The organism is Parabacteroides sp. AM58-2XD, from assembly GCF_003463685.1.
Taxonomy (GTDB): Bacteria; Bacteroidota; Bacteroidia; order Bacteroidales; family Tannerellaceae; genus Parabacteroides; species Parabacteroides segnis.
This window is the reverse complement of record NZ_QSDP01000006.1, coordinates 73,794-94,216: the sequence shown is the minus strand read 5'-3', so window position 1 is coordinate 94,216 and position 20,423 is coordinate 73,794. Positions and strand designations below refer to the sequence as shown.

General features: G+C 46.0%; 13 protein-coding genes and 1 pseudogene. 2 read left to right on the top strand and 12 right to left on the bottom strand.

Annotated features, from left to right (window positions below; genetic code table 11):
• Positions 1-678 precede the first annotated feature (678 nt).
• A complete protein-coding gene (locus DXA15_RS02805) occupies positions 679-2,001 on the bottom strand; it encodes an MATE family efflux transporter (RefSeq protein ID WP_128133049.1) in 1,323 nt (440 codons plus the stop codon).
• A gap of 209 nt (positions 2,002-2,210) precedes the next feature.
• Between DXA15_RS02805 and DXA15_RS02800 the strand changes: the two genes are divergently transcribed.
• The gene (locus DXA15_RS02800; protein WP_128133048.1) at positions 2,211-3,206 is read left to right on the top strand and encodes a DUF2268 domain-containing putative Zn-dependent protease; all 996 of its coding nucleotides are present in this window, start codon (positions 2,211-2,213) and stop codon (positions 3,204-3,206) included.
• Between the two features lie 77 nt (positions 3,207-3,283).
• On the opposite strand, the gene DXA15_RS02795 is transcribed toward DXA15_RS02800, so the two are convergent.
• Entirely contained in the window at positions 3,284-4,900 is a 1,617-nt protein-coding gene (locus DXA15_RS02795) for an ABC-F family ATP-binding cassette domain-containing protein (protein WP_128133047.1), read from the bottom strand.
• A gap of 312 nt (positions 4,901-5,212) precedes the next feature.
• The gene (locus DXA15_RS02790; protein ID WP_199676204.1) at positions 5,213-6,103 is read right to left on the bottom strand and encodes an aldo/keto reductase; all 891 of its coding nucleotides are present in this window, start codon (positions 6,101-6,103) and stop codon (positions 5,213-5,215) included.
• A gap of 261 nt (positions 6,104-6,364) precedes the next feature.
• On the opposite strand from DXA15_RS02790, the gene tpx reads away from it, so the two are divergent.
• Positions 6,365-6,943, top strand: a complete 579-nt coding sequence (tpx, locus tag DXA15_RS02785; protein WP_010802649.1) for a thiol peroxidase — start codon at positions 6,365-6,367, stop codon at positions 6,941-6,943.
• Positions 6,944-7,019: 76 nt separating this feature from the next.
• Here the strand turns inward: tpx and DXA15_RS02780 are convergent, their stop codons facing one another.
• From DXA15_RS02780 to DXA15_RS02740, 9 genes and pseudogenes are all read right to left on the bottom strand, one after another.
• Entirely contained in the window at positions 7,020-7,604 is a 585-nt protein-coding gene (locus tag DXA15_RS02780) for an LUD domain-containing protein (protein ID WP_048314735.1), read from the bottom strand.
• Position 7,605: 1 nt separating this feature from the next.
• Complete coding sequence (locus DXA15_RS02775) at positions 7,606-8,973, bottom strand: lactate utilization protein B (RefSeq protein WP_007658369.1); 1,368 nt, start codon at positions 8,971-8,973, stop codon at positions 7,606-7,608.
• Positions 8,970-9,710, bottom strand: coding sequence for a (Fe-S)-binding protein (locus tag DXA15_RS02770; protein ID WP_128133045.1), 741 nt, complete (start codon positions 9,708-9,710; stop codon positions 8,970-8,972). The genes DXA15_RS02775 and DXA15_RS02770 overlap by 4 nt, the downstream gene beginning before the upstream one ends.
• Positions 9,711-10,060: 350 nt before the next feature.
• Complete coding sequence (carB, locus tag DXA15_RS02765; protein WP_046147429.1) at positions 10,061-13,285, bottom strand: carbamoyl-phosphate synthase (glutamine-hydrolyzing) large subunit; 3,225 nt, start codon at positions 13,283-13,285, stop codon at positions 10,061-10,063.
• Between the two features lie 159 nt (positions 13,286-13,444).
• Positions 13,445-14,550 (bottom strand): annotated as a pseudogene (gene carA / locus DXA15_RS02760) (glutamine-hydrolyzing carbamoyl-phosphate synthase small subunit).
• Positions 14,547-16,433: an amidophosphoribosyltransferase gene (locus tag DXA15_RS02755; RefSeq protein WP_128133044.1), complete on the bottom strand. Its 1,887-nt coding sequence runs from the start codon at positions 16,431-16,433 to the stop codon at positions 14,547-14,549. Before DXA15_RS02755 ends, carA begins: the two are co-directional and overlap by 4 nt.
• 285 nt (positions 16,434-16,718) lie before the next feature.
• Positions 16,719-17,117, bottom strand: a complete 399-nt coding sequence (locus DXA15_RS02750; protein WP_007658377.1) for a HEPN domain-containing protein — start codon at positions 17,115-17,117, stop codon at positions 16,719-16,721.
• Entirely contained in the window at positions 17,114-17,422 is a 309-nt protein-coding gene (locus tag DXA15_RS02745; RefSeq protein ID WP_007658378.1) for a nucleotidyltransferase domain-containing protein, read from the bottom strand. The genes DXA15_RS02750 and DXA15_RS02745 overlap by 4 nt, the downstream gene beginning before the upstream one ends.
• Before the next feature lie 44 nt (positions 17,423-17,466).
• Entirely contained in the window at positions 17,467-20,403 is a 2,937-nt protein-coding gene (locus tag DXA15_RS02740; RefSeq protein WP_128133043.1) for a DEAD/DEAH box helicase, read from the bottom strand.
• Between the last annotated feature and the right edge of the window lie 20 nt (positions 20,404-20,423).

The window sequence follows — 20,423 nt, the reverse complement described above, 5'->3', positions numbered from 1 at the left end:
GTTCTTGTGGAACTATGTTAATATCAGAAACACAAAAAAGAAGACATGCATTGTATATCAATACATTAACAATTTAACACATAGTTAACACAAAAAGATTCCGTGGATTTATGTTACTGACTATTAGTTCTTGTGGAACTATGTTAATATCAGAAACACAAAAAAGAAGACATGCATTGTATATCAATACATTAACAATTTAACACATAGTTAACACAAAAAGATTCCGTGGATTACATATCTGTTTTCAAGATGACTTTCGAAACTTATTTAGGGATAGTGCCAGTTTTATTATATTAAATATCATTTTTGTAACTTGTGATTTTTATTTAATACGGATATTTGTAACAATTAACAATCCGGATTAAATTAACATAGTTCCACAAGGACTGAGGATACCTTTAAACAACAAATATGAAATTGTGAAAAAATATGGCAAAAGAGAAACCTGCCATATCTGTAAATAGATTACATTGTAAAGAGATGAACCTTTCTTTTATAACGGGAGAGTAACTTTTCCCCTCTCGAGAGGGGGAAGGGGGTGTGTTAAAGCAAGTTACAAACTATCGGCAAACTTCCCCAAAAAGTACCTATCTTTTAAAATGTAAAGTCCCTACTTTTGATTACAAAACTAGGGACTTTTGATTTCAAAACATATATGTTTTTACAGAGGATGAACTATAGCTTCTTATTCCTCCAATTACCTTTCCACAAATAGAAGAAGGCAATAAACAGCATCCCATTATAAACATGTTCCGTTGTCCAGCAAACCGCTACATCGGCATGTAACCAGACACCGACCAGGAACGTATAGGATACATAGACTAAAATACTTGCCATATCGATCCATAATGCAACCTGTGTGTTCCCTGTTCCCGAAACGCTGAAGAAATAAATAAAAGCAGGAACCGCCAATATATAGGAAGAAAGCATGACCAAAAGGGACGGAACAGAACTTTGTATCAAGTCCGGATTATCCGTATAAATACGCAGTACCAAATCCGGAAATAAAGCGATCAATATCCCTAACGGCAACACAAAAAAGTAACAAAGCCTTATCATCCGTCCGCACAATCCCATCACCTGGTCCGACTTGCCGGAACCGATCAGGTTACTCACCAGTGAACTCGACGTGGAAGCAAACGCATTGACAAACATAAACAGGAAAGACGAGATACTCCGTACTACATTCGTGATAGCCAGCGGACGTTCCCCCTGATGCTCCATCACTACAAAAAAGATAAACCAACCGATAAACGCGATACCATGTTGCACCATTATCCAGATCGATACATTCAATATTTGTTTCAACATCCGGAAATCAATTCCGGTAAAACTAAACATTCCATACTTCTTATAATCGATCTTCTTCCAGGTATAAATGATAAAGAACAACACCGACACCGCCTCAGAAATAGAAGAAGCGATCGCCGCTCCGGCAATCCCTAAAGCCGGGAAACCGAACTTACCGAATATCAGGATATAATTCAGCACCACATTCGTCAGCACCATCACGACAGAGTTGGCCGTCAGTATCTTAGTCTTGGTGATACCGACATAAAACGCCCTGAACATCACCGCTATGAACGAGAAGAAGAACCCGTAGACACGCCAATCGATATAACTCATGGTCGCCTGGTAAACCTCATCCGAGCCGATCAGCTTCCGGAGAATCACCGGTGAATAGAAATGGGAAACCGTAAATAAGGTGGCAGCAAGTAATAACAGGAAAAGTGCTCCCTGCATGAAAACCGGTCCGATCCGGGTATAATCCTGTGCTCCGTTGCGCCGGGCAATCAGGACCTGTGCTCCGACACTAAAACCGAATCCCAGCATATAAATAACCAGATAATAAACTCCCGCCAGTGCCGAAGCTCCCAGCTCAACCTCTCCTACCCGGCCCAGATAAGCCGTATCGGTCAACCCGATCATATGCTCCATCAGCAAACTGATGAGTACAGGATAGGTAATCTGCCAAATTTGTTTATTCGTAAATTGCATAATGGATATTCAAAAAGGGATGCAAAGGTAGTAATAAGAAGTTTTCCATACAATATAACCGTTAATTATCCGTTTATCATTTTGTCACTACTATACCATCTAATTCGGATTACTATACCGGATATTTGAAAATAGTATACCGGGTAATATTTTTTAACGTATTAAAAAGACAGAGAAATCAATTAATACATAACATAAAGATAAAAACAATGAACTTCAAAATACTTCTGACATTCCTTATGACTATCAGCTTTTGCAGCTGTAACGGACAAAATACAAATGCAAACAATATCACGACAGCCACTCCGATGCCGATCAACCGGTTCGACAAAGCATTGTTCCAGCTAATAAACTCCGACGATACGACGCTCAACCAACAGCTATTGAATCAATATCCGCTGATGACAGAGATTCTGGGTAAAGGTATCCTGAATATGCAATCGCCGGAAATGCCCGGCTTTTTCAATAAACTGGAAAACTTTTATTCCGAACCAACCCTGAAAAATCTTTATGCGGATGCAATCAAAAAATATGATTCGGTCACAGAGACAGAGCAATCGCTCGGCAACGCATTCGCCTGGATACATGAAAAATTCCCGGCCATGCAAATTCCGGCTTTGTACATGCACGTTTCCGGATTCAACCAGAACGTATTGGTCGGCGACAGTCTGTTATCACTCTCCATCGACAAATATATGGGAGAAGATTATCCGTTGTATCAGGACTTTTTCTATGACTATCAACGCCGTAAGATGCAACCCTCACATGTGGTTCCCGATTACATCGCCGGCTGGCTGATGTCCGAATACCCATTTAACGGCAATGAAAATGTATTGCTCGACCGGATGATCTATGAAGGCAAAATAAAATACCTGGTTTTATCAGCATTACCGGAGATGACTCCGGCCGCTTTGTTCGGTTATACAGACGAAGCCTGGGAATGGTGCAAAAATAATGAAGCCAATATATGGAAAGCCATTGTCGAACGGAAACATTTATATACACCGGACCAGATGAACACCATGAAATATTTCGAAGACATGCCTGCCCAATTCCTGGCAAGCGATGCTCCCGAAAATATCGGAAGCTGGGTCGGACTGCAAATCATCGAACAGTATATAAAAGAAACAAATACAACTCCCGAAGCATTGATGAAAAACGATAATGCACAGGAAATACTGGCTGCATCGAAATACAAACCATAGGGCATAAAAAAACCGCCCTATCCTCGCGGACAAGACGGATAACCTAATCTAACTTAATTCTAATACCATGAAAAACACTATATCTTAATAACAGGAGTTGATGAAAAAAGTTCAACGGACCTGTTTATTTTAATTTCTTTCACAAAATAAAGATCGTGCGAGACCAACAGCACGGTACCTTTATAGTCCTTGATTGCTGTTGTTATTATATTAACACTCTGAATATCCAAATTGTTCGTCGGTTCATCCAAAACAAAGATATCCGGCGTACTATTACTGACCATCAGACAGCAGATAGCCAACCGCATTTTCTCTCCACCGCTTAATTTTGAACAACTTTTATCCCAGGTCCCGACCGGGAAAAGGAAACGGCTCAAAATCATTTTTAACTCATGTTCAGGTTTGGCAAACAGATTATACTTCTCTAATTGCTCAAACACAGTCAGGTTAGGCAACACAATCGAATATTCCTGATCGATATAAACATACTTGAAATCGGCACGATCAACAGAGCCTTCTACAGGTTGCAGTTCTCCCAGGATCAGCTTCAGCAAGGTTGTCTTTCCTGAACCATTGTTACCGCCGAACCGGATACGGTCGCCACTTCTGATCTGCAAGTTCAGTGGTTCGGACCATAAACGGTTCACGCCATAGCCAAAGTTCATATCCTTAACAGTCACCAGTATTTTACCGGTATGAAGATTCGGTGAATTAAAATCCGTTTTCATCTGCCGCATATCCGGCAAAGCGGTCTGAATATCCGTAATGGAGGAACTGAGCGAACTCATTTTCTCATCATGCACATCCTTCAACTTAACCGCACTCTGTTCTGCGTGCTGTTTCATAGCCCCCATTATTATACGGGGAATACCTTTCTTTATGGCTGCTTTCTCTCCTCTTACACTCGATTTATTTTTTCTTTCAAGCGCCTCCCTGGCTATTTTCTTTGCCTGGCGCAACTCTTTTTCTTTTTCACTCAACTGATTCTGCAAGGCTGCCAGTGCGATCTCTTTCTGCTCCTTATAAAAATCGTAATTGCCACCGTACAATGTGATCTTACTTCTGTCGAGTTCACAAGTGTAAGGCAACAAATTAAGCAATGTTCTGTCATGGCTCACAATAAGGATAGTGGCACGGCTCGACCTGATAAAGTCATAGAGTTTGTCCCTGCTTCCGGTATCCAGATGATTGGTCGGTTCGTCCATCAGGATAATTTCGGGAGAATGTATCTGTATGCCCGACAAATACACTTTTGTCTTTTCGCCACCACTCAGCGTATTCATCGTCTGTTCCAGTCGAATATGCTCCAATCCCCAAAAAGAAAGAGCGGCCACGCTTCGTTCTTCGATATTCCAGTCATCATCCAGAATCGTAAAGTTCTCTACCGAGGCATCTCCGGAAATGATAGCATGCAATGCCTTGATTTTAGCCTCAACCTGCAAGGCCTGCACTACGGTCAATTCATCGTATTGCCCGAAATGCTGGGGCACATAATAGGGTTTAGAGGAACAAACGACTTCACCCGAAGAGGGCTTCAGGCTACCTTCCATAATCCGCAATAAGGTAGATTTGCCGGACCCGTTATTTCCGACCAATGAAACTTGTTCTCCTTTATTTACCGTCAAACTGATATCTCTGAATAGTGGTTCTTTATCCGCATGGATATAGCAAAGCTGTTGTACTGATATGCACATAGTCTATCTGCTTTAAAAATGTTAGAAACTAAAATTTGGAAATAAAAAAAGCGCCAGGAATAAGCGCATGAAATAGCCGGGATGGTTATACAGAAATCGGTTCAACAGAGATTGAACCTTTTAAATTATATGTTCTGAAACCGGCTTACTTAGATATTTTCATCGGAGGTATTTATAATGTGATGGGGCAAAGATAGGTATTTCCCGGAATAAACACACAAATATTTGACTAAAAAATGAACAGGCATCGGCTAAGCAACGGATAACTACCCATCCGGTCACGGGTAGTTATCCGTCTAGAAAGAATAATTATCAGCTGTTTTTTACATTTCTCATCACCCTTTCGATTGCATCGTCCATTTGGGCGATCGATTCCAGGCCGAGTGTCATGCAATGCAGATTGCTTTCTGTGACGGCAAAATGTATCGAATGTTCGCGTTCTTCATCAGTAACATGTTTTCCTTCACCGAAAATCTTCATACCCATAATACCTTTCCCGTTTTCCCGGGCTTTGCCCAGGAGGGCGTTTACATCTTCCGGAGTACCGTCCATATGGCTTTGGAATGGGTTCAGGCGGGCCAGGATAATGTCGCACCACGGATTTTGAGCGGCTTCAGCCATTGCATTCCAGTTATGACAAGAAATACCGACGGCTTTTACGATGCCTTCCTCCTTTGCTTTGGCAAGCCCTTCCATATAAAATTTACGCGTTTCCGGCCAATTGCCGTCAGTCATACAATGCATCAGCAGGATATCGAAATACTCGGTACCGGCTTCCTGCCGGAAGCGGTCGAGCGTTTTCCGGACCGGTTCCCTTTTCTCCGAACCCTCATCATACGTCCACATCTTTGTCATCAGGGTGACCTTTTCACGGGGTAACTCCTTCAAGGCTTTACCGACAAAAGGTTGTGAACCGTACATATCGGCCATATCGAAAAAGCGGAGTCCGCGTTCATAGCCATGATGAGCCAGTTTCACAAAATTATCCAACCCGATACGGGTTTGGTTGGATTCATAGTTCCAGCCTTTCGTTCCGGTCCCCAAAGCGATCCGTGAGACTTCCAGCCCGGTATTTCCCAGCTTTACTTTATCGACCGACACATCCGAAGGAAGCACCCGCTGTATATCAGCCCATCCCACCTGCGCCAGAGATAATCCGGCTACTCCGGCAACACCTGTCCGGATAAATTTTCTTCTGTTCATCATTTCTACGTTGCTCATGGTAAAAGAATATTGAGTATTATGTTCGTGAATACGGATTAAGTCTTCCACAAAAATAATACTATTCACTTAAAAGCCAATATTTTCTATCCTTTTATCCGAGGTATCCGTTAAATATATATCCGATCATCTATATCTATCAGCCGATAGATAAAATGAATAGGAAAATATCATCCCATCCCCTCTGATTTCTTTATATTTGCTTAGATAGATTCTCTATAAAAACATAACAAAAAGAAGATTATGAACAGATTATTTTACATGATATTGTGTATATTGATTTCCACCGGCATGGCAGTCGGTCAATCATCCGGCGATAATCAAGGAATTACAATGAAGGGAAAGCCAGTCACCTTGCTGGGTACAAAAGCCTATATCGGAGAGATGGCTCCTGATTTCACTGGGATAGACAGTAATATGAAAGAAGTGAAGTTGTCCGATTTCAAAGGGAAAGTCGTTGTTCTATCCGTTTTTCCTTCCGTCGACACCAAAGTCTGTGCCGCCCAGACAAGAAGATTTAATGAAGAGGCCTCCGGTTTAGGGAAAGATGTGGTTGTCCTGACGCTATCCAAAGACCTTCCTTTTGCATTGGAACGTTTTTGTGCGGCAGAAGGGATCGACCGTATTTATACCTTGTCGGATTACAGGGAAAGCGAGTTTGGAATGAATTATGGCTTCCTGATAAAAGAGAATAAGTTGCTTGCCCGCGGCGTAGTAGTAATTGACAAAGATGGCAAAATAACGTATGTACAGTATGTGAAAGATATCAGCCAGGAACCGGATTACAAAGCTGCAATTGCAGCTGTAAAGCAAGCGAAGTAAAAAATGTAGGAAAGGACTATCCCGTTCCCGTGCTTGACACGGGGACAAGATAGCTCACTTCTGATAAATTCTGAACTCACCCCTCTTTCAAAACCACCAGTACCTTCATCGGTCCATGGGCTCCCAGCACCAGGGCCTGTTCGATGTCGGCTGTTTTGGACGGGCCGGAGACAAAGAAGCCGTATTTATAATCGGTACCTTCCAGCTGCCGGTAGGCTTCATGCATGTTATTGACTAAAGCATCTTTATTGATAATGATTACCAGGGCTGTCGGAATAAAGTAGAGTGCTTTGAACTTCACCTGCTGCGTAATCCAGACAGCTCCGTTCTCCGCCACCCCGAAACAGCCTTCCACAATGGCCAGATCGGTATCGTTCAATTCCCTGGGATCGGAAAGAGAATCCGGATTGAAGGTGGCAACGGTTATTCCGGGCAGATTCGAACCGATACGTTTTGCCTCCGGGAAATGCCGGCGGATCAATTCATTGATGTCGCCGCCCGGCTGCCAAACGACAGCCTGACCGCCGGCTGCTTCCAGCGAGTCGGAGAATTGTTTGAGTTTGTCTGCATAAGTGATTGCATCCAACGTGATTTCCGGTTTTTCGTAACGCGTCCCGGTATGGCTGCGGATACGGGATAATATATCATCTTTTGTACTCATCTTATTTTACTTTATTTTTCTTCCACATATCATTGAACGACTCTTTGGCAAATGCCGGCATCTCACGTCCTTTTCCCCAGGCATTCAAACCATTGTATATCATAAAACGAGGCATTTTATTTACCAGCGGAGCAAATTTCAGCGCCGTATTAAATAAACCCGGCCGTTCCATCAGGAACTTCATGCCACCCGACATTATTTTCTTTTCCGAACTGGCCTTACCGATTTTATCCAGATCCTGACGCCAGCGATAAATCTGTTCGCCCAGGTCGATCTTCACCGGACAGACATTCGAACAGGACAGGCATAAAGAACAGGCAGACACATTATCGGAGTACTCTTCCGGATTCTTCAGCATGCCCAGGTTGATACCGATCGGGCCGGGTATAAAATAGGTATAGGAATACCCGCCACTCCGGCGATATACCGGACAGGTATTCATACATTCCCCGCAACGGATACAATTTAATGTACGGATATGGTCGGGCTTTGCCAGGATATCGCTGCGTCCATTATCTACAATTATAAGATGGAACTCACCGCCATCCTGCGGTTTACGGTAATGGGAAGTATAAGAGGTAATCGGTTGCCCTGTACCGGAACGGGCCAGCAGACGGGTAAAGACGCCCAGCGCCTCCTGGTCGGGAACGATCTTCTCCATTCCGAACGTAGCAATATGGACTTTAGGGAACGAAGTCCCCATATCCGCATTTCCTTCATTGGTACAAACCACAATCTCACCGGTCGAAGCGACAGCAAAATTAGCTCCCGTCATGGCTACATCAGCCGTCAGGAACTTTTCGCGCATATTTTTACGGACGGCATGCGTCAGATAGGTAGGATCAGAATTACCCTTTTCCGTCCCCAGCACACGCTCCATCATCTCACCCACTTCCTGACGTTTGATATGGATGGCTGGCATCACGATATGGCTCGGATGAAGGTGCATCCACTGAAGGATACGTTCGCCGAGATCACTCTCGATGATATCATACCCCTTCCCGAACAGATACTCATTCATACCGCACTCTTCCGTCAACATGGATTTACTCTTGATCAATGTATGGGCATTATGCTGCTGAAGAATCCTTTCGACGATCTCATTATGCTCCGCCGCATCTTTCGCCCAATGGACAATTGCCCCATTGGCTATGGCATTCTTCTCAAACTCTTCCAGCAGTGTATCCAAATGGCTGTTGGAGTAGAGTTTTATATCGCAGGCCAATTCGCGTAAACGTTCCCATTCGGGCAGCGAATGACTCATTTTGTCTCTTTTGGCACGGACCATCCAAAGGGTTTCGTCGTGCCAGGCTTCCTGTTTCCTGTTAGCAATGAAACGGGCAGCAGCTATAGAATGTTTCGTGCTCATAATCCAACGGCTAATATTTGAGTGATATGAATCGTTTGGATCGGCAGATGTTCCCGTTCGATCACACTTTGCATGTGCATCAGGCAGGAACTGTCGGCTCCGGTGATAAACTCGGCTCCGGTACTCATATGATCCTTTACTTTATCGTGTCCCATGCAAACCGAGACTTCCGGTTCTTCGACAGCGAACATGCCACCGAAACCACAGCATTCGTCGATACGCTTCGGTTCCAGCACCTCAATGCCCTCCACCAGCTTCAACAAGTCGCGCAGCTTGGAGAAATAAGGGATATTCATTTCGCTCGGAGAAGACAAATGCAGTTCGCGCACGCCGTGGCAACTGTTATGTATACTCACCTTATGGGGGAAAACGGCCGGCAGCTTTTCCGGTTTCACGATATCGTGAAGGAACTCACAGATATCGTATATCTTGCCGCTGTTCAGGCAAGCATGCCCTCCGGACTTCAGTATGCCCGGATGGTTTTCTTTCACGAAAGCTACGCAACTGGCCGAGGGACCGACCACATAATCGTATTGCAGGAACAGTTCTTCCATACGCAGGGCCAGTTTCAACGATTCGTTTTCGAAACCCGCATTCGCCATCGGCTGGCCGCAGCAGGTCTGGTCTAAAGGATAGTCGACATCCAGTCCCAAATGCTTTAAGAGTTTGTAAGAGGCTACGCCAACCTCGGGATACACCGCGTTGATATAACACGGGATAAATAGTCCTATCTTCATATTGGTTGAATTATTACATGAGTATAACTATTCCGATTTAGAATATGTTTCACAACTGTGTACAAAAGTAAAATTTACTTTTTAACTTCTCCGCTCTGATTGTGTAACTTTATTTAATGAAAACAAAAATACCCCTCAGCCATTACAACTAAGGGGTATTTAGGTTTTAGACAACAACCGAATCTACTTCCAGAAATATAGTAAACACACATTTCTTTTCATGATCTATTCATTTTTAGTTTTTACTGATAAGACAACACATCTAATAAAAACCCCTATTCCACTAAACAAAAAAGTGTGCCCGGACTAAATGAGCCGGACACACTTTACATCGGTAAAATCTATGTTCTTTACTTATATTCCTGCCAGCTCTTGATCTCTATATCGTCTATAGACAAGGTACAGAATGCTTCGATAAAGGCACTTGCCAAGCGGGCATTCGTGATCAGAGGGACATTCAGGTCGGTTGCGGCACGGCGGATCTTATAACCGTTGTCCAGCTCTCCGGCGGAAAGGTCGCGCGGGATATTGACCACCATGTCGATCTTCTTTTCGTGGAGCATGGTGAGTGCCTGCGGCTGTTTGCCTTCTTCACTCGGCCAGTAGACCAAGGTACTCGGGATATTGTTTTCTTCCAGGAAGCGGTGTGTTCCGCCGGTAGCGAACAGGCTGTATCCTTTGCGGGCAAGCATCTTCGCTGCATCCAGCATGGCCACTTTCTGTTTCGGTGTTCCGGTCGAGAGCAGGATATTCTTTGCCGGGATACGCTGTCCGACCGACAACATACTGGTCAGCACTGCTTCTGAAAGATCATCGCCAAGGCAACCTACTTCACCGGTCGATGCCATATCCACGCCCAGCACCGGGTCGGCTTTCTGCAAGCGGTTGAAGGAGAACTGCGAAGCTTTGATACCTACATAATCGAGGTCGAACGCATTCTTATGCGGCTTTTCGACAGGCAAGCCCAGCATGATACGGGTAGCCAGTTCGATAAAGTTTATCTTTAACACCTTGCTCACGAAGGGGAAACTACGAGAAGCACGGAGGTTACATTCGATTACCTTGATCTCGTTACCCTTCGCCAGATACTGGATATTGAACGGGCCGGAGATATTCAGCTCCTTCGCGATCTGCTTGCTGATGCGTTTGATGCGGCGCACCGTTTCCACATACAGTTTCTGTGCCGGGAACTGGATTGTCGCATCACCGGAATGCACACCGGCAAACTCGATATGCTCGCTGATGGCATACATCACGATCTCGCCATGATCGGCCACCGCATCCATCTCTACTTCTTTCGCATGTTCGATGAACTGGCTCACTACGACCGGATGCTTCTTGCTGACGTTGGCCGCCAGTTGAAGGAAGCGTTCCAGCTCTTCCTGGTTGGAGCAAACATTCATCGCCGCACCACTCAGCACGTAACTCGGGCGAACCAATACCGGGAAACCTACCTCCTCTACGAATGTATTGATATCATCCATAGAAGAAAGCTCTTTCCAACGCGGCTGGTCTACTCCGATACGGTCGAGCATGGCGGAGAACTTCTCGCGGTCTTCGGCATTGTCGATACTCTTCGCGGATGTTCCGAGGATATTTACATGCTGTTCATCCAGGCGCATCGCCAGGTTGTTCGGTATCTGTCCTCCGGTAGAGACGATCACGCCGTGCGGATTTTCGAGTTCGAGGATGTCCATCACGCGTTCGAAGGTCAGTTCGTCGAAGTAGAGACGGTCGCACATATCGTAATCGGTCGAAACCGTTTCAGGGTTATAGTTGATCATCACCGAGCGCCAACCCTCCTTGCGAATCGTGTTCAGCGCCTGCACGCCGCACCAGTCGAACTCTACCGAGCTACCGATACGGTAAGCACCCGAACCGAGCACCACAATCGAACGTTTGTCGCCCAGATATTGCACATCGTTTTCCGTTCCGCTGTAAGTCAGATACAGGTAGTTGGTCTGTGCCGGATATTCGGCGGCGAGAGTATCGATCTGTTTCACTACCGGAAGGATGCCACGATATTTACGATCCTGACGCACCTGCAGGATGGCTCTTTCGCCGTCTTCCATTTTATCTTTGAAGATGGCGCGGGCAATCTGGAAGTCAGAGAAACCCTGCACTTTGGCCAGACGGAACAGGTCGTCGGGTATATCGGTGATCTTGCTGAAGCTTTCCAGGGCCCCGGCTGTCTGGATGATATTATATAGTTTCTGAAGGAACCATTTGTCGATCTTTGTCAGGGCGTGGATCTGGTCGATCGTGTAACCAGCGCGGAAGGCCTTGCTGATGACGAAGATACGGCGGTCGGTCGGCTCGTTCAACGCCTTGTCGATATCGGGAATGACCAGTTCTTTGTTTTCCACGAAGCCGTGCATACCCTGGCCGATCATGCGGAGACCTTTCTGGATCGCCTCTTCGAAAGTACGTCCGATCGCCATCACCTCTCCTACCGACTTCATGCTTGAACCCAGTTCGCGGGCTACACCGTGGAACTTACCCAAGTCCCAGCGCGGTATCTTACATACCACATAGTCGAGTGCCGGTTCAAAGAAAGCGCTGGTCGTTTTCGTTACCGAGTTCTTCAGGTCGAACAGACCGTAGCCCAGACCCAATTTGGCTGCCACGAAAGCCAGTGGATAACCGGTTGCTTTCGATGCCAGAGCGGATGAACGGCTCAGACGGGCATTGACTTCGATCACCCGGTAGTCTTCCGATTCGGGGTCGTAGGCGTACTGCACGTTACATTCTCCTACAATTCCAATATGGCGGATAATGCGGATAGCCAGTTCGCGCAGTTTATGATAGTCCGTATTGGTCAGCGTTTGTGAAGGGGCGATCACGATAGACTCGCCGGTATGGATGCCCAGCGGGTCGAAGTTCTCCATGTTACATACCGTGATACAGTTGTCGAAGCGGTCGCGGACCACCTCGTATTCCACTTCCTTCCAGCCTTTCAGGCTCTTCTCCACCAATACCTGGGGAGAGAAAGAGAAGGCTTTTTCGACCAGCACGTCCAGTTCTTCTTCATTGTCGCAGAAGCCTGAACCCAGGCCTCCCAACGCATAAGCGGCACGCACGATCACCGGATAACCCAGCTCGGCAGCGGCACGACGGGCATCGGCAGCGTTCTCCACCGCCTCACTCTTGATTGTCTTTACATCGATCTCGTCCAGTTTGCGGACAAACAGTTCGCGGTCTTCCGTATCCATGATGGCCTGTACCGGAGTCCCCAATACACGGACATTATATTTTTCCAGTACGCCGCTCTGGTAAAGCGCCACACCGCAGTTGAGCGCCGTCTGTCCGCCGAATGCCAGCAGAATACCTTCGGGGCGTTCCTTTTCGATCACCTTTTCCACAAAGAAAGGAGTGACGGGCAGGAAATAAACCGTGTCCGCAACCCCTTCCGAAGTCTGTACCGTTGCAATGTTCGGGTTGATAAGCACCGTCTGGATGCCCTCTTCCTTGATGGCTTTCAATGCCTGGCTGCCTGAATAGTCGAACTCGCCCGCCTCACCGATCTTGAGGGCGCCCGAACCTAATATCAGGACTTTCTTTATATCTTCTTTCATCTTTCAATTTTCGTTTTATTGTAACAACATTTTTCATGGGATGCTTGAAGCCTCATTCAAGGCCCCCTTGAAGCCCCGTTCAAGCATGCCTTGAAGCCTCGTTCAAGCGACCGTTGAAACCTCGTTCAAGCATGCCTTGAAAAAAGCCTCCGGAAAAACTCACAACAGGTCTACAAATTTATCGAACATAAACTCCGTATCCGTCGGCCCACTACATGCCTCGGGATGGAACTGCGAGGAGAAGAAAGGTTTCGTTTTATGTTTGATACCTTCGTTCGTGCCGTCGTTCATATTGATGAAGAGCGGTTCCCAGTCGGCACCCAGCGTCGTGTTATCCACCGCGTATCCATGATTCTGCGAGGTGATGAAGCATTTCTCCGTCCCTACCATACGGACCGGCTGGTTATGGCTACGGTGTCCGTATTTCAGTTTGTAGATGGAGGCGCCTCCGGCTTTTGCCAGCAATTGGTTACCCATGCAGATACCGCAGATCGGTTTATCGCCGGAAAGTGCTTTGCGGATATTCTGAACGGCCGCATCGCAGGTATCCGGGTCGCCGGGGCCGTTACTGATGAACAGACCGTCGTATTCCAGCGTATTGAAATCGTAATCCCAGGGCACGCGGATAACCGTTACATTACGTTTCAGCAGGCAGCGGATGATGTTATGTTTCACGCCGCAATCTACCAGGACAACGCGTTTCTTACCTTCGCCTTCGCCGTAAGTAATCACTTTCTTACAGGACACTTTATCTACATAATTCACATTCGCGTATTCTCCGAAATCGGTTGCTTCGACTTTTTCCCCGCCAATCACGATCTTTCCCATCATCACGCCATGTTCGCGCAATTTCTTGGTCAGGGCACGTGTATCGATCCCATAAATTCCGGGAATACCTTCTTCTTTCAACCAGCTACCCAAACTCCCGACAGCATTCCAATGACTATACTCATGACTGTAATCGCTTACGATTATGGCGTCGGCATGTATCTTTTCACTCTCCATGAAAGTGGCAATTCCATCCGCCCCGAATGTACGGCAGGTACACCGTAATTTCCTACCAGCGGATAAGTTAACACCATCAGCTGACCGGCATAGGAAGGGTCGGTCAGGCTTTCCGGATAACCTGTCATGGCAGTGTTGAACACTACTTCGCCGGTTACATCTTTTTCACAGCCAAAAGAAAAGCCGCGAAAAACAGTCCCGTCGTCTAAGATCAAAGTTGCTGTTTTCTCTGTTTGCATATAATCTGTATCTTGTGTCATTTGACTAAATATTCTTCTTCCATATAATGTATGAAGGCATTGTTCACCATGCGTGCACCGCCCTGAGTCGGATAATCGCCGGAGAAGTACCAGTCTCCCGGATGGTTCGGACAAGAAGCGTGCAGACCTTCCAACGTCTGATAAACGATCTCCACTTTGGCGCGTGTACCGGCCGGTGTAAGCAGGTCGACCATCTTGGCGGATATTTCCTCATCGGTGAACGGCGCATAAATCTCCTTCACATAGTTGACGATCGGACCTTCCTCCTTCGCCTGTTGCTTCTTGGCTTTCCAGTATGCCTCGGTGATAACGGATTCCATGCCCCGTTCCTTCAGCAAAGCGACTGCGGCCTTGAAAGCGATAAACTCGTTCATCCGCGACATGTCGATACCGTAATAATCCGGATAACGTACCTGCGGAGAGGAAGACACGATCACGATCTTCCGCGGATGCAGGCGGTCCAGGATACCGATAATACTTTGTTTCAGGGTTGTTCCGCGAACAATGCTATCATCTATTACAACCAGATTATCAACGAATGGTTCGATACTTCCGTAAGTTATATCGTACACATGGGCGGCCAGGTCGTTACGGCTGTTGCCTTCGGCGATAAAGGTACGCAACTTTATGTCTTTAATCGCTACTTTTTCGGCACGGACACGCATGGAAAGTATCTGGTCGAGTTCTTCTTCCTGAAGTAGGTGGCTGCGGTCGGCAATCCACTCTTTCTTCAGCTTGTTCAGGTAGTTGTTCAACCCCTCCTGCATTCCAAAATAAGCGACCTCCGCCGTATTGGGGATGAAGGAGAAGACTGTATGTTTGATGTCGTAATCGACAGCTTTCAATATCGGGTGCACCAGATTCTCCCCCAGCTTCTTCCGTTCGCGGTAAATATCCACATCGCTGCCCCGGGAGAAGTAGATACGTTCGAACGAACAGGCTTTATTCTCTTCCGGCTCCACGATCTGCGAAGTACGGAAACGGCCGTCTTTGCTGATAAACATCGCTTCTCCACGCTGCAACTCCTTTATATCCCCGGCTTGCACGTTCATTGCCGTCTGGATCACCGGACGTTCGGAGGCCAGCACCACGATCTCGTCGTCGGCATAATAAAAAGCCGGACGGATGCCCCAGGGATCGCGCACGCTGAACGACTCGCCGCTACCGGTCAGGCCACAGATCACAAATCCGCCGTCCCAGGTCGGCACGCAACGTTTCAGCACATTCGACAGGTCCATATGTCCCTCGATCGCATGTGTAATATCCATACCCTGCAATCCTTCTTCTTCATATTTCCGGTACAAACGCTCCACTTCCCTGTCCAGACGGTGTCCCATCTGTTCGAGCATGATATAGGTATCGGCATATTTGCGCGGATGCTGTCCGATAGCTGTAATTTCTTTGAAAATGTCGTTTACGTTTGTGAGGTTGAAATTTCCGCAAAGAGCGAGGTTCTTGGCTCTCCAGTTGTTGCGGCGTAAAAAAGGATGGACGTAGGAAATACCGGACTTACCGGTCGTGCTGTAACGGAGGTGCCCCATATAAAGTTCTCCGGCGAAAGGAAGGTTTGCTTTAGCGAAAAGCGGATCGTTTAATTTACCGGGTGGTAAATCTTTGTAATGATCGTGAACGGCGGCGAATATCTCGGTTATAGCTCCTGTTCCCAACGCTCTTTCCCGAAACATATATTCTTCACCGGGGCTTGCTTCTAACTTCACGCAGGCTAAACCGGCTCCTTCCTGTCCGCGGTTATGCTGCTTTTCCATCAGTAAGTAGAGTTTATTCAGGCCGTACATCCAGGTACCATACTTTTGATGATAATACTCTAAAGGCTTTAGTAACCGGACCATGGCGACTCCACACTCATGTTTAAGTTGTTCCATCTGGTTATATCTTGTTTATTTCAACTGCAAAGATACGCACTTTATCAAACACAATGTTCATATTAATGCAAAATAATTGACATATTAATAGAAATAATCATTTTATCCGGCATTTGGTTAAATTATTATATATTTCCGCATTGTTTCGATAAAGTTACAAATACAAAGCCATATAAAGAGATAGAACTATAATTTATAAGAAAAAAGTAAATTATAGTGATATATTTACTATGCTAAGAAAGAACAAGCCAGAATCGTTTGTTGTTTTGTTACACCTTCAACAACTTATAAATCTTCATTAATTAATCGTTCTATGATATCGATAAAGACAACGGCTTTCGGATAGAGCTCTCTCACTTTATCTTCATTCATCATAATGAAATCATCGTAATCGCCGGACTGCCGGTTTGCATACAGATTGGAATAAAATTTCGACTGTTCTTTATCTATCTGTCCAGTCAAGACAAATTCCTTACTGAAGGCTTGTCGTATGCCGGAATGGGTTTTAACACAAATACCATGTTTCAGTAACAAAGCGGCTACGGCATAATAGCAGGCATAATACATACGGCTTACAGTTGTATTCCAAAAGCCATGCTCTATAAGAACCGGCAATTCAATTAAAGTGTCTTTCGCGTTTTGTAAACGTAAAGAAACGAGTGCTCGTCTTTCTTCATCAGTCATAGTAATATTCCCTCCTTCATAACATTCTCATAAAATGGAGTGACAAGCCTTCCCCACAGCTTTTGAGAGTATACTATTGGGTTAATAATCACTCCTGTTTCAATCTCAATATCGTAAAGAGGATAAGTTATTCTCTCCTCATCTTCCAGCTTTATCTTGTCTTTATCCACTAATATCAGCAGGTCGATATCACTGTCGGGCCGTGCATCTCCACGCGCTTCGCTACCATAAAGTATGGCTTTGACACCTGGGGCCGAATGTCGAAGAACTTCGCGGATGCGGTTGACTATTTCAGGACGTTTCATAAGCTTATATATGTTGTTGATGGCAAATATACGGAATTATTGTTTTACAACAAATCTTCCCACTCTTTATCCGTCAGTGACTTCAGCGGATCGTTTTCCGAGATGAATGTTTCAGCCAGTTCGCTCTTGGATTCCTGGAGGTTGCGTATCTTCTCCTCGATCGTGTCGGCAGTAATAAAGCGGTAGACAAAGACTTGCTTTTCCTGTCCGATACGATGAGCACGGCTTTCCGCCTGCAACTCGGCTGCCGGATTCCACCAGGGATCGAGGATGAAAACATAATCGGCATCCGTCAGGTTTAGTCCTACCCCACCGGCTTTCAGGGAAATGAAAAAGGCGGAAACATCATTGCGGGTAGAGAAACGGGTAATTTCGCTTTCACGGTCGAGGGTACTTCCCGTTAACATCGCATATAGCCATTCACGCTCGGTGAAGGCATCCGCCAACAGTTTCAGATGTGTAACGAAAGACGAGAATATCAGCACCTTATGCCCTTCACTAACCAGTGTTTCAAAAGCATCCAGCACCTGCTCCATCTTCCCCGAACCGCCTTCATAGTCCGCTAAAACCATGTGCGGATGATTCGCCAACTGGCGTAAACGGGTTATACCGTTCAATGCGACAAATGAGTTCTTATGGCGCTCCTGCAAAATCGTATTCCGCAGCGCATTCTTCTCTTTCTGGTAAACCTCCCGTTGTTCCGGTGTCATTTCACAATAAACCACCTCTTCCGTCAACGGGGGAAGTTCGGGAGCCACCTGTTGCTTGGTGCGCCTCAGAAAGAACGGACGGATAATCTGTTGCAAGCGTTTGCGGGCATTATCGTTTCCTTCCTTTGTTATCGGATGGATAAAATGTTTCCGGAATCCGTCCGCAGAACCCAGCAGACCGGGATTAATGAAGTTGAATTGCGCCCACAGATCTTTCAGCGAGTTTTCAATCGGCGTCCCGGTCAGCACCAGGCGATGCTCACATTGCAGGCGGACAACCGAATGGTATGTCATGGAAGCCGGGTTCTTTATATTCTGGCTTTCATCCAGTATCACATACGTAAAGCGATATTTCTCCAACAGTTCGATATCCCTCCGGAGAAGCCCGTAAGTAACCAATACAATATTATACCGGTCGAAACTCTTCCACGGTTCTTTCCTCTTTTGATCTCCCATATAAGTATAAACGCTCAATGTGCTGAACTTCCGGATCTCCCGTTTCCAGTTCGGCAACAAAGAGGTCGGCACAACGACTAACGAAGCGGGAACCGTCGTTTCCTCCTTCTCCTTTTTCACCTCTTCATACGGTATCTCACCGGGCATATCCATTCCGAAAAAGGAGAACTGCCCGCTGCTATCAACCGTTATATTTTGCGGAGCAGGAGAAGATAACACAACCGCTTTCGGTTCTTCCGGATCATAGATATGTTGCAACAGCGTAATCGTCTGCAACGTTTTTCCCAACCCCATATCATCCGCCAGGCAGCCGCCAAAGCCGTTGGCTGCCAGATGGACCAGCCAGGAAAAACCGTCCTGCTGATACGGACGCAAAACAGTCTTTATCTTCGGAGGAATAACAACCGATTCTTTCTGTACATACTCCTTCGAAACAGTATCCTCCTGTTCCAACGCGGAAACAACTCCCAGATGCATTTTACGAACCCTGATCTCTTCCGGCCTGTCATCACCGAAAGTAAACAGATCGCTATATTTCTCGAACCAGTCTTCAGGAAGTAAGGCGACCTGTCCGTCTGGCAGCACAAACTCCCTTTTCCCTTCCAGAATATGCTTCCTGAAACGGATAAAAGGGAACAGAAAATCCTCCATACGCACTGTAATACGGATATCGAACCAGTCAGGAGAAGGAGAAATCTCCTGTGCCAGCGAAATTTCTCCCAGATAATACCGGAGAGACGTGTCCGTCTTCACAAAAGAAAAGCAAGACTCCAACTCTGCCTTATGTTGTTGCAGCCAGTCGATAAACGTATAACCGCCTGTTTCGACAACCCTGACAAACTGAACATCCGTTATCTGTTTGAAGCCCCATTTCTCCAGTAAGTTGATATAGATTTGTTCCAACTGCAAATCACGTGTATAATAATAGATGGCTGGTTTTCCGTCGACCTTTTCCAACCGGGGATAAGTCAGCTGGCTTTTCTTTCCCGGCGAGAAATAACGGTCTCCATACCGGAAACGCAACTGAAGTGTCGGCTCGTCATTAATCGACCGTTCCACAGACAATTCAGGGATACAGGTTCTCATTTCGTGAATAAGATCGAAGCCGGAAGAGGTGGCAGGATAATCGCAAATCAGAGGAAGTGCGACCATCTCCAGGTACTTTTCAGCATCGGCCAGCGGCACTTCCACATATTTCCGGGTCAGAAACGGGGTGACTTTCGAAGCCTCAATCCGCTTGAAAACTAAGAGCCGATCATCCAACAAGAGGATAGCCGGTTTTGAAGACAAAACCATAAACTTTCTCTTTTTCTGTAAAGGAATCTCTTCTCCATCCATACGACAGACGGCTGAATAACGGAAAAAATGATCTGTTATCTCGAAACGGAAAGAGATCTCCGCAATATTCCCTGAAAAACGCATCCGGTCATGCTCATAAAGCAGTTTCACACCGGGTTCTTTCATATATACCGGCAAATGATTCGCCTGCATCAACCGAACCATCTCCCTTATTTTCTTATCAATGAAAGGACGGAGTTGCTTCTTCAACATCTCCGCTGTCACCGAACTCAAAAAGCCGGCCACTATCTGTTGCCTGGAATATACCTGCATCAGGTTCTTTTCGGAATAACTTTGCGCAATAGCAATTACCTGCTTCTCCATCTCAGACAACTCCGTATCGTTTCCCGCATGGGTAGCCTGTTCCTCCACACTGATAACATCCTGAGACACAGTTTTAGCAAAATAAGGAATAAGTAAAGGTCCCAAAATAGGATGGTTACTTAATGCAATGATTAATATATGGTTCGTGGACATTTAGCGTATTATTTTAAGAA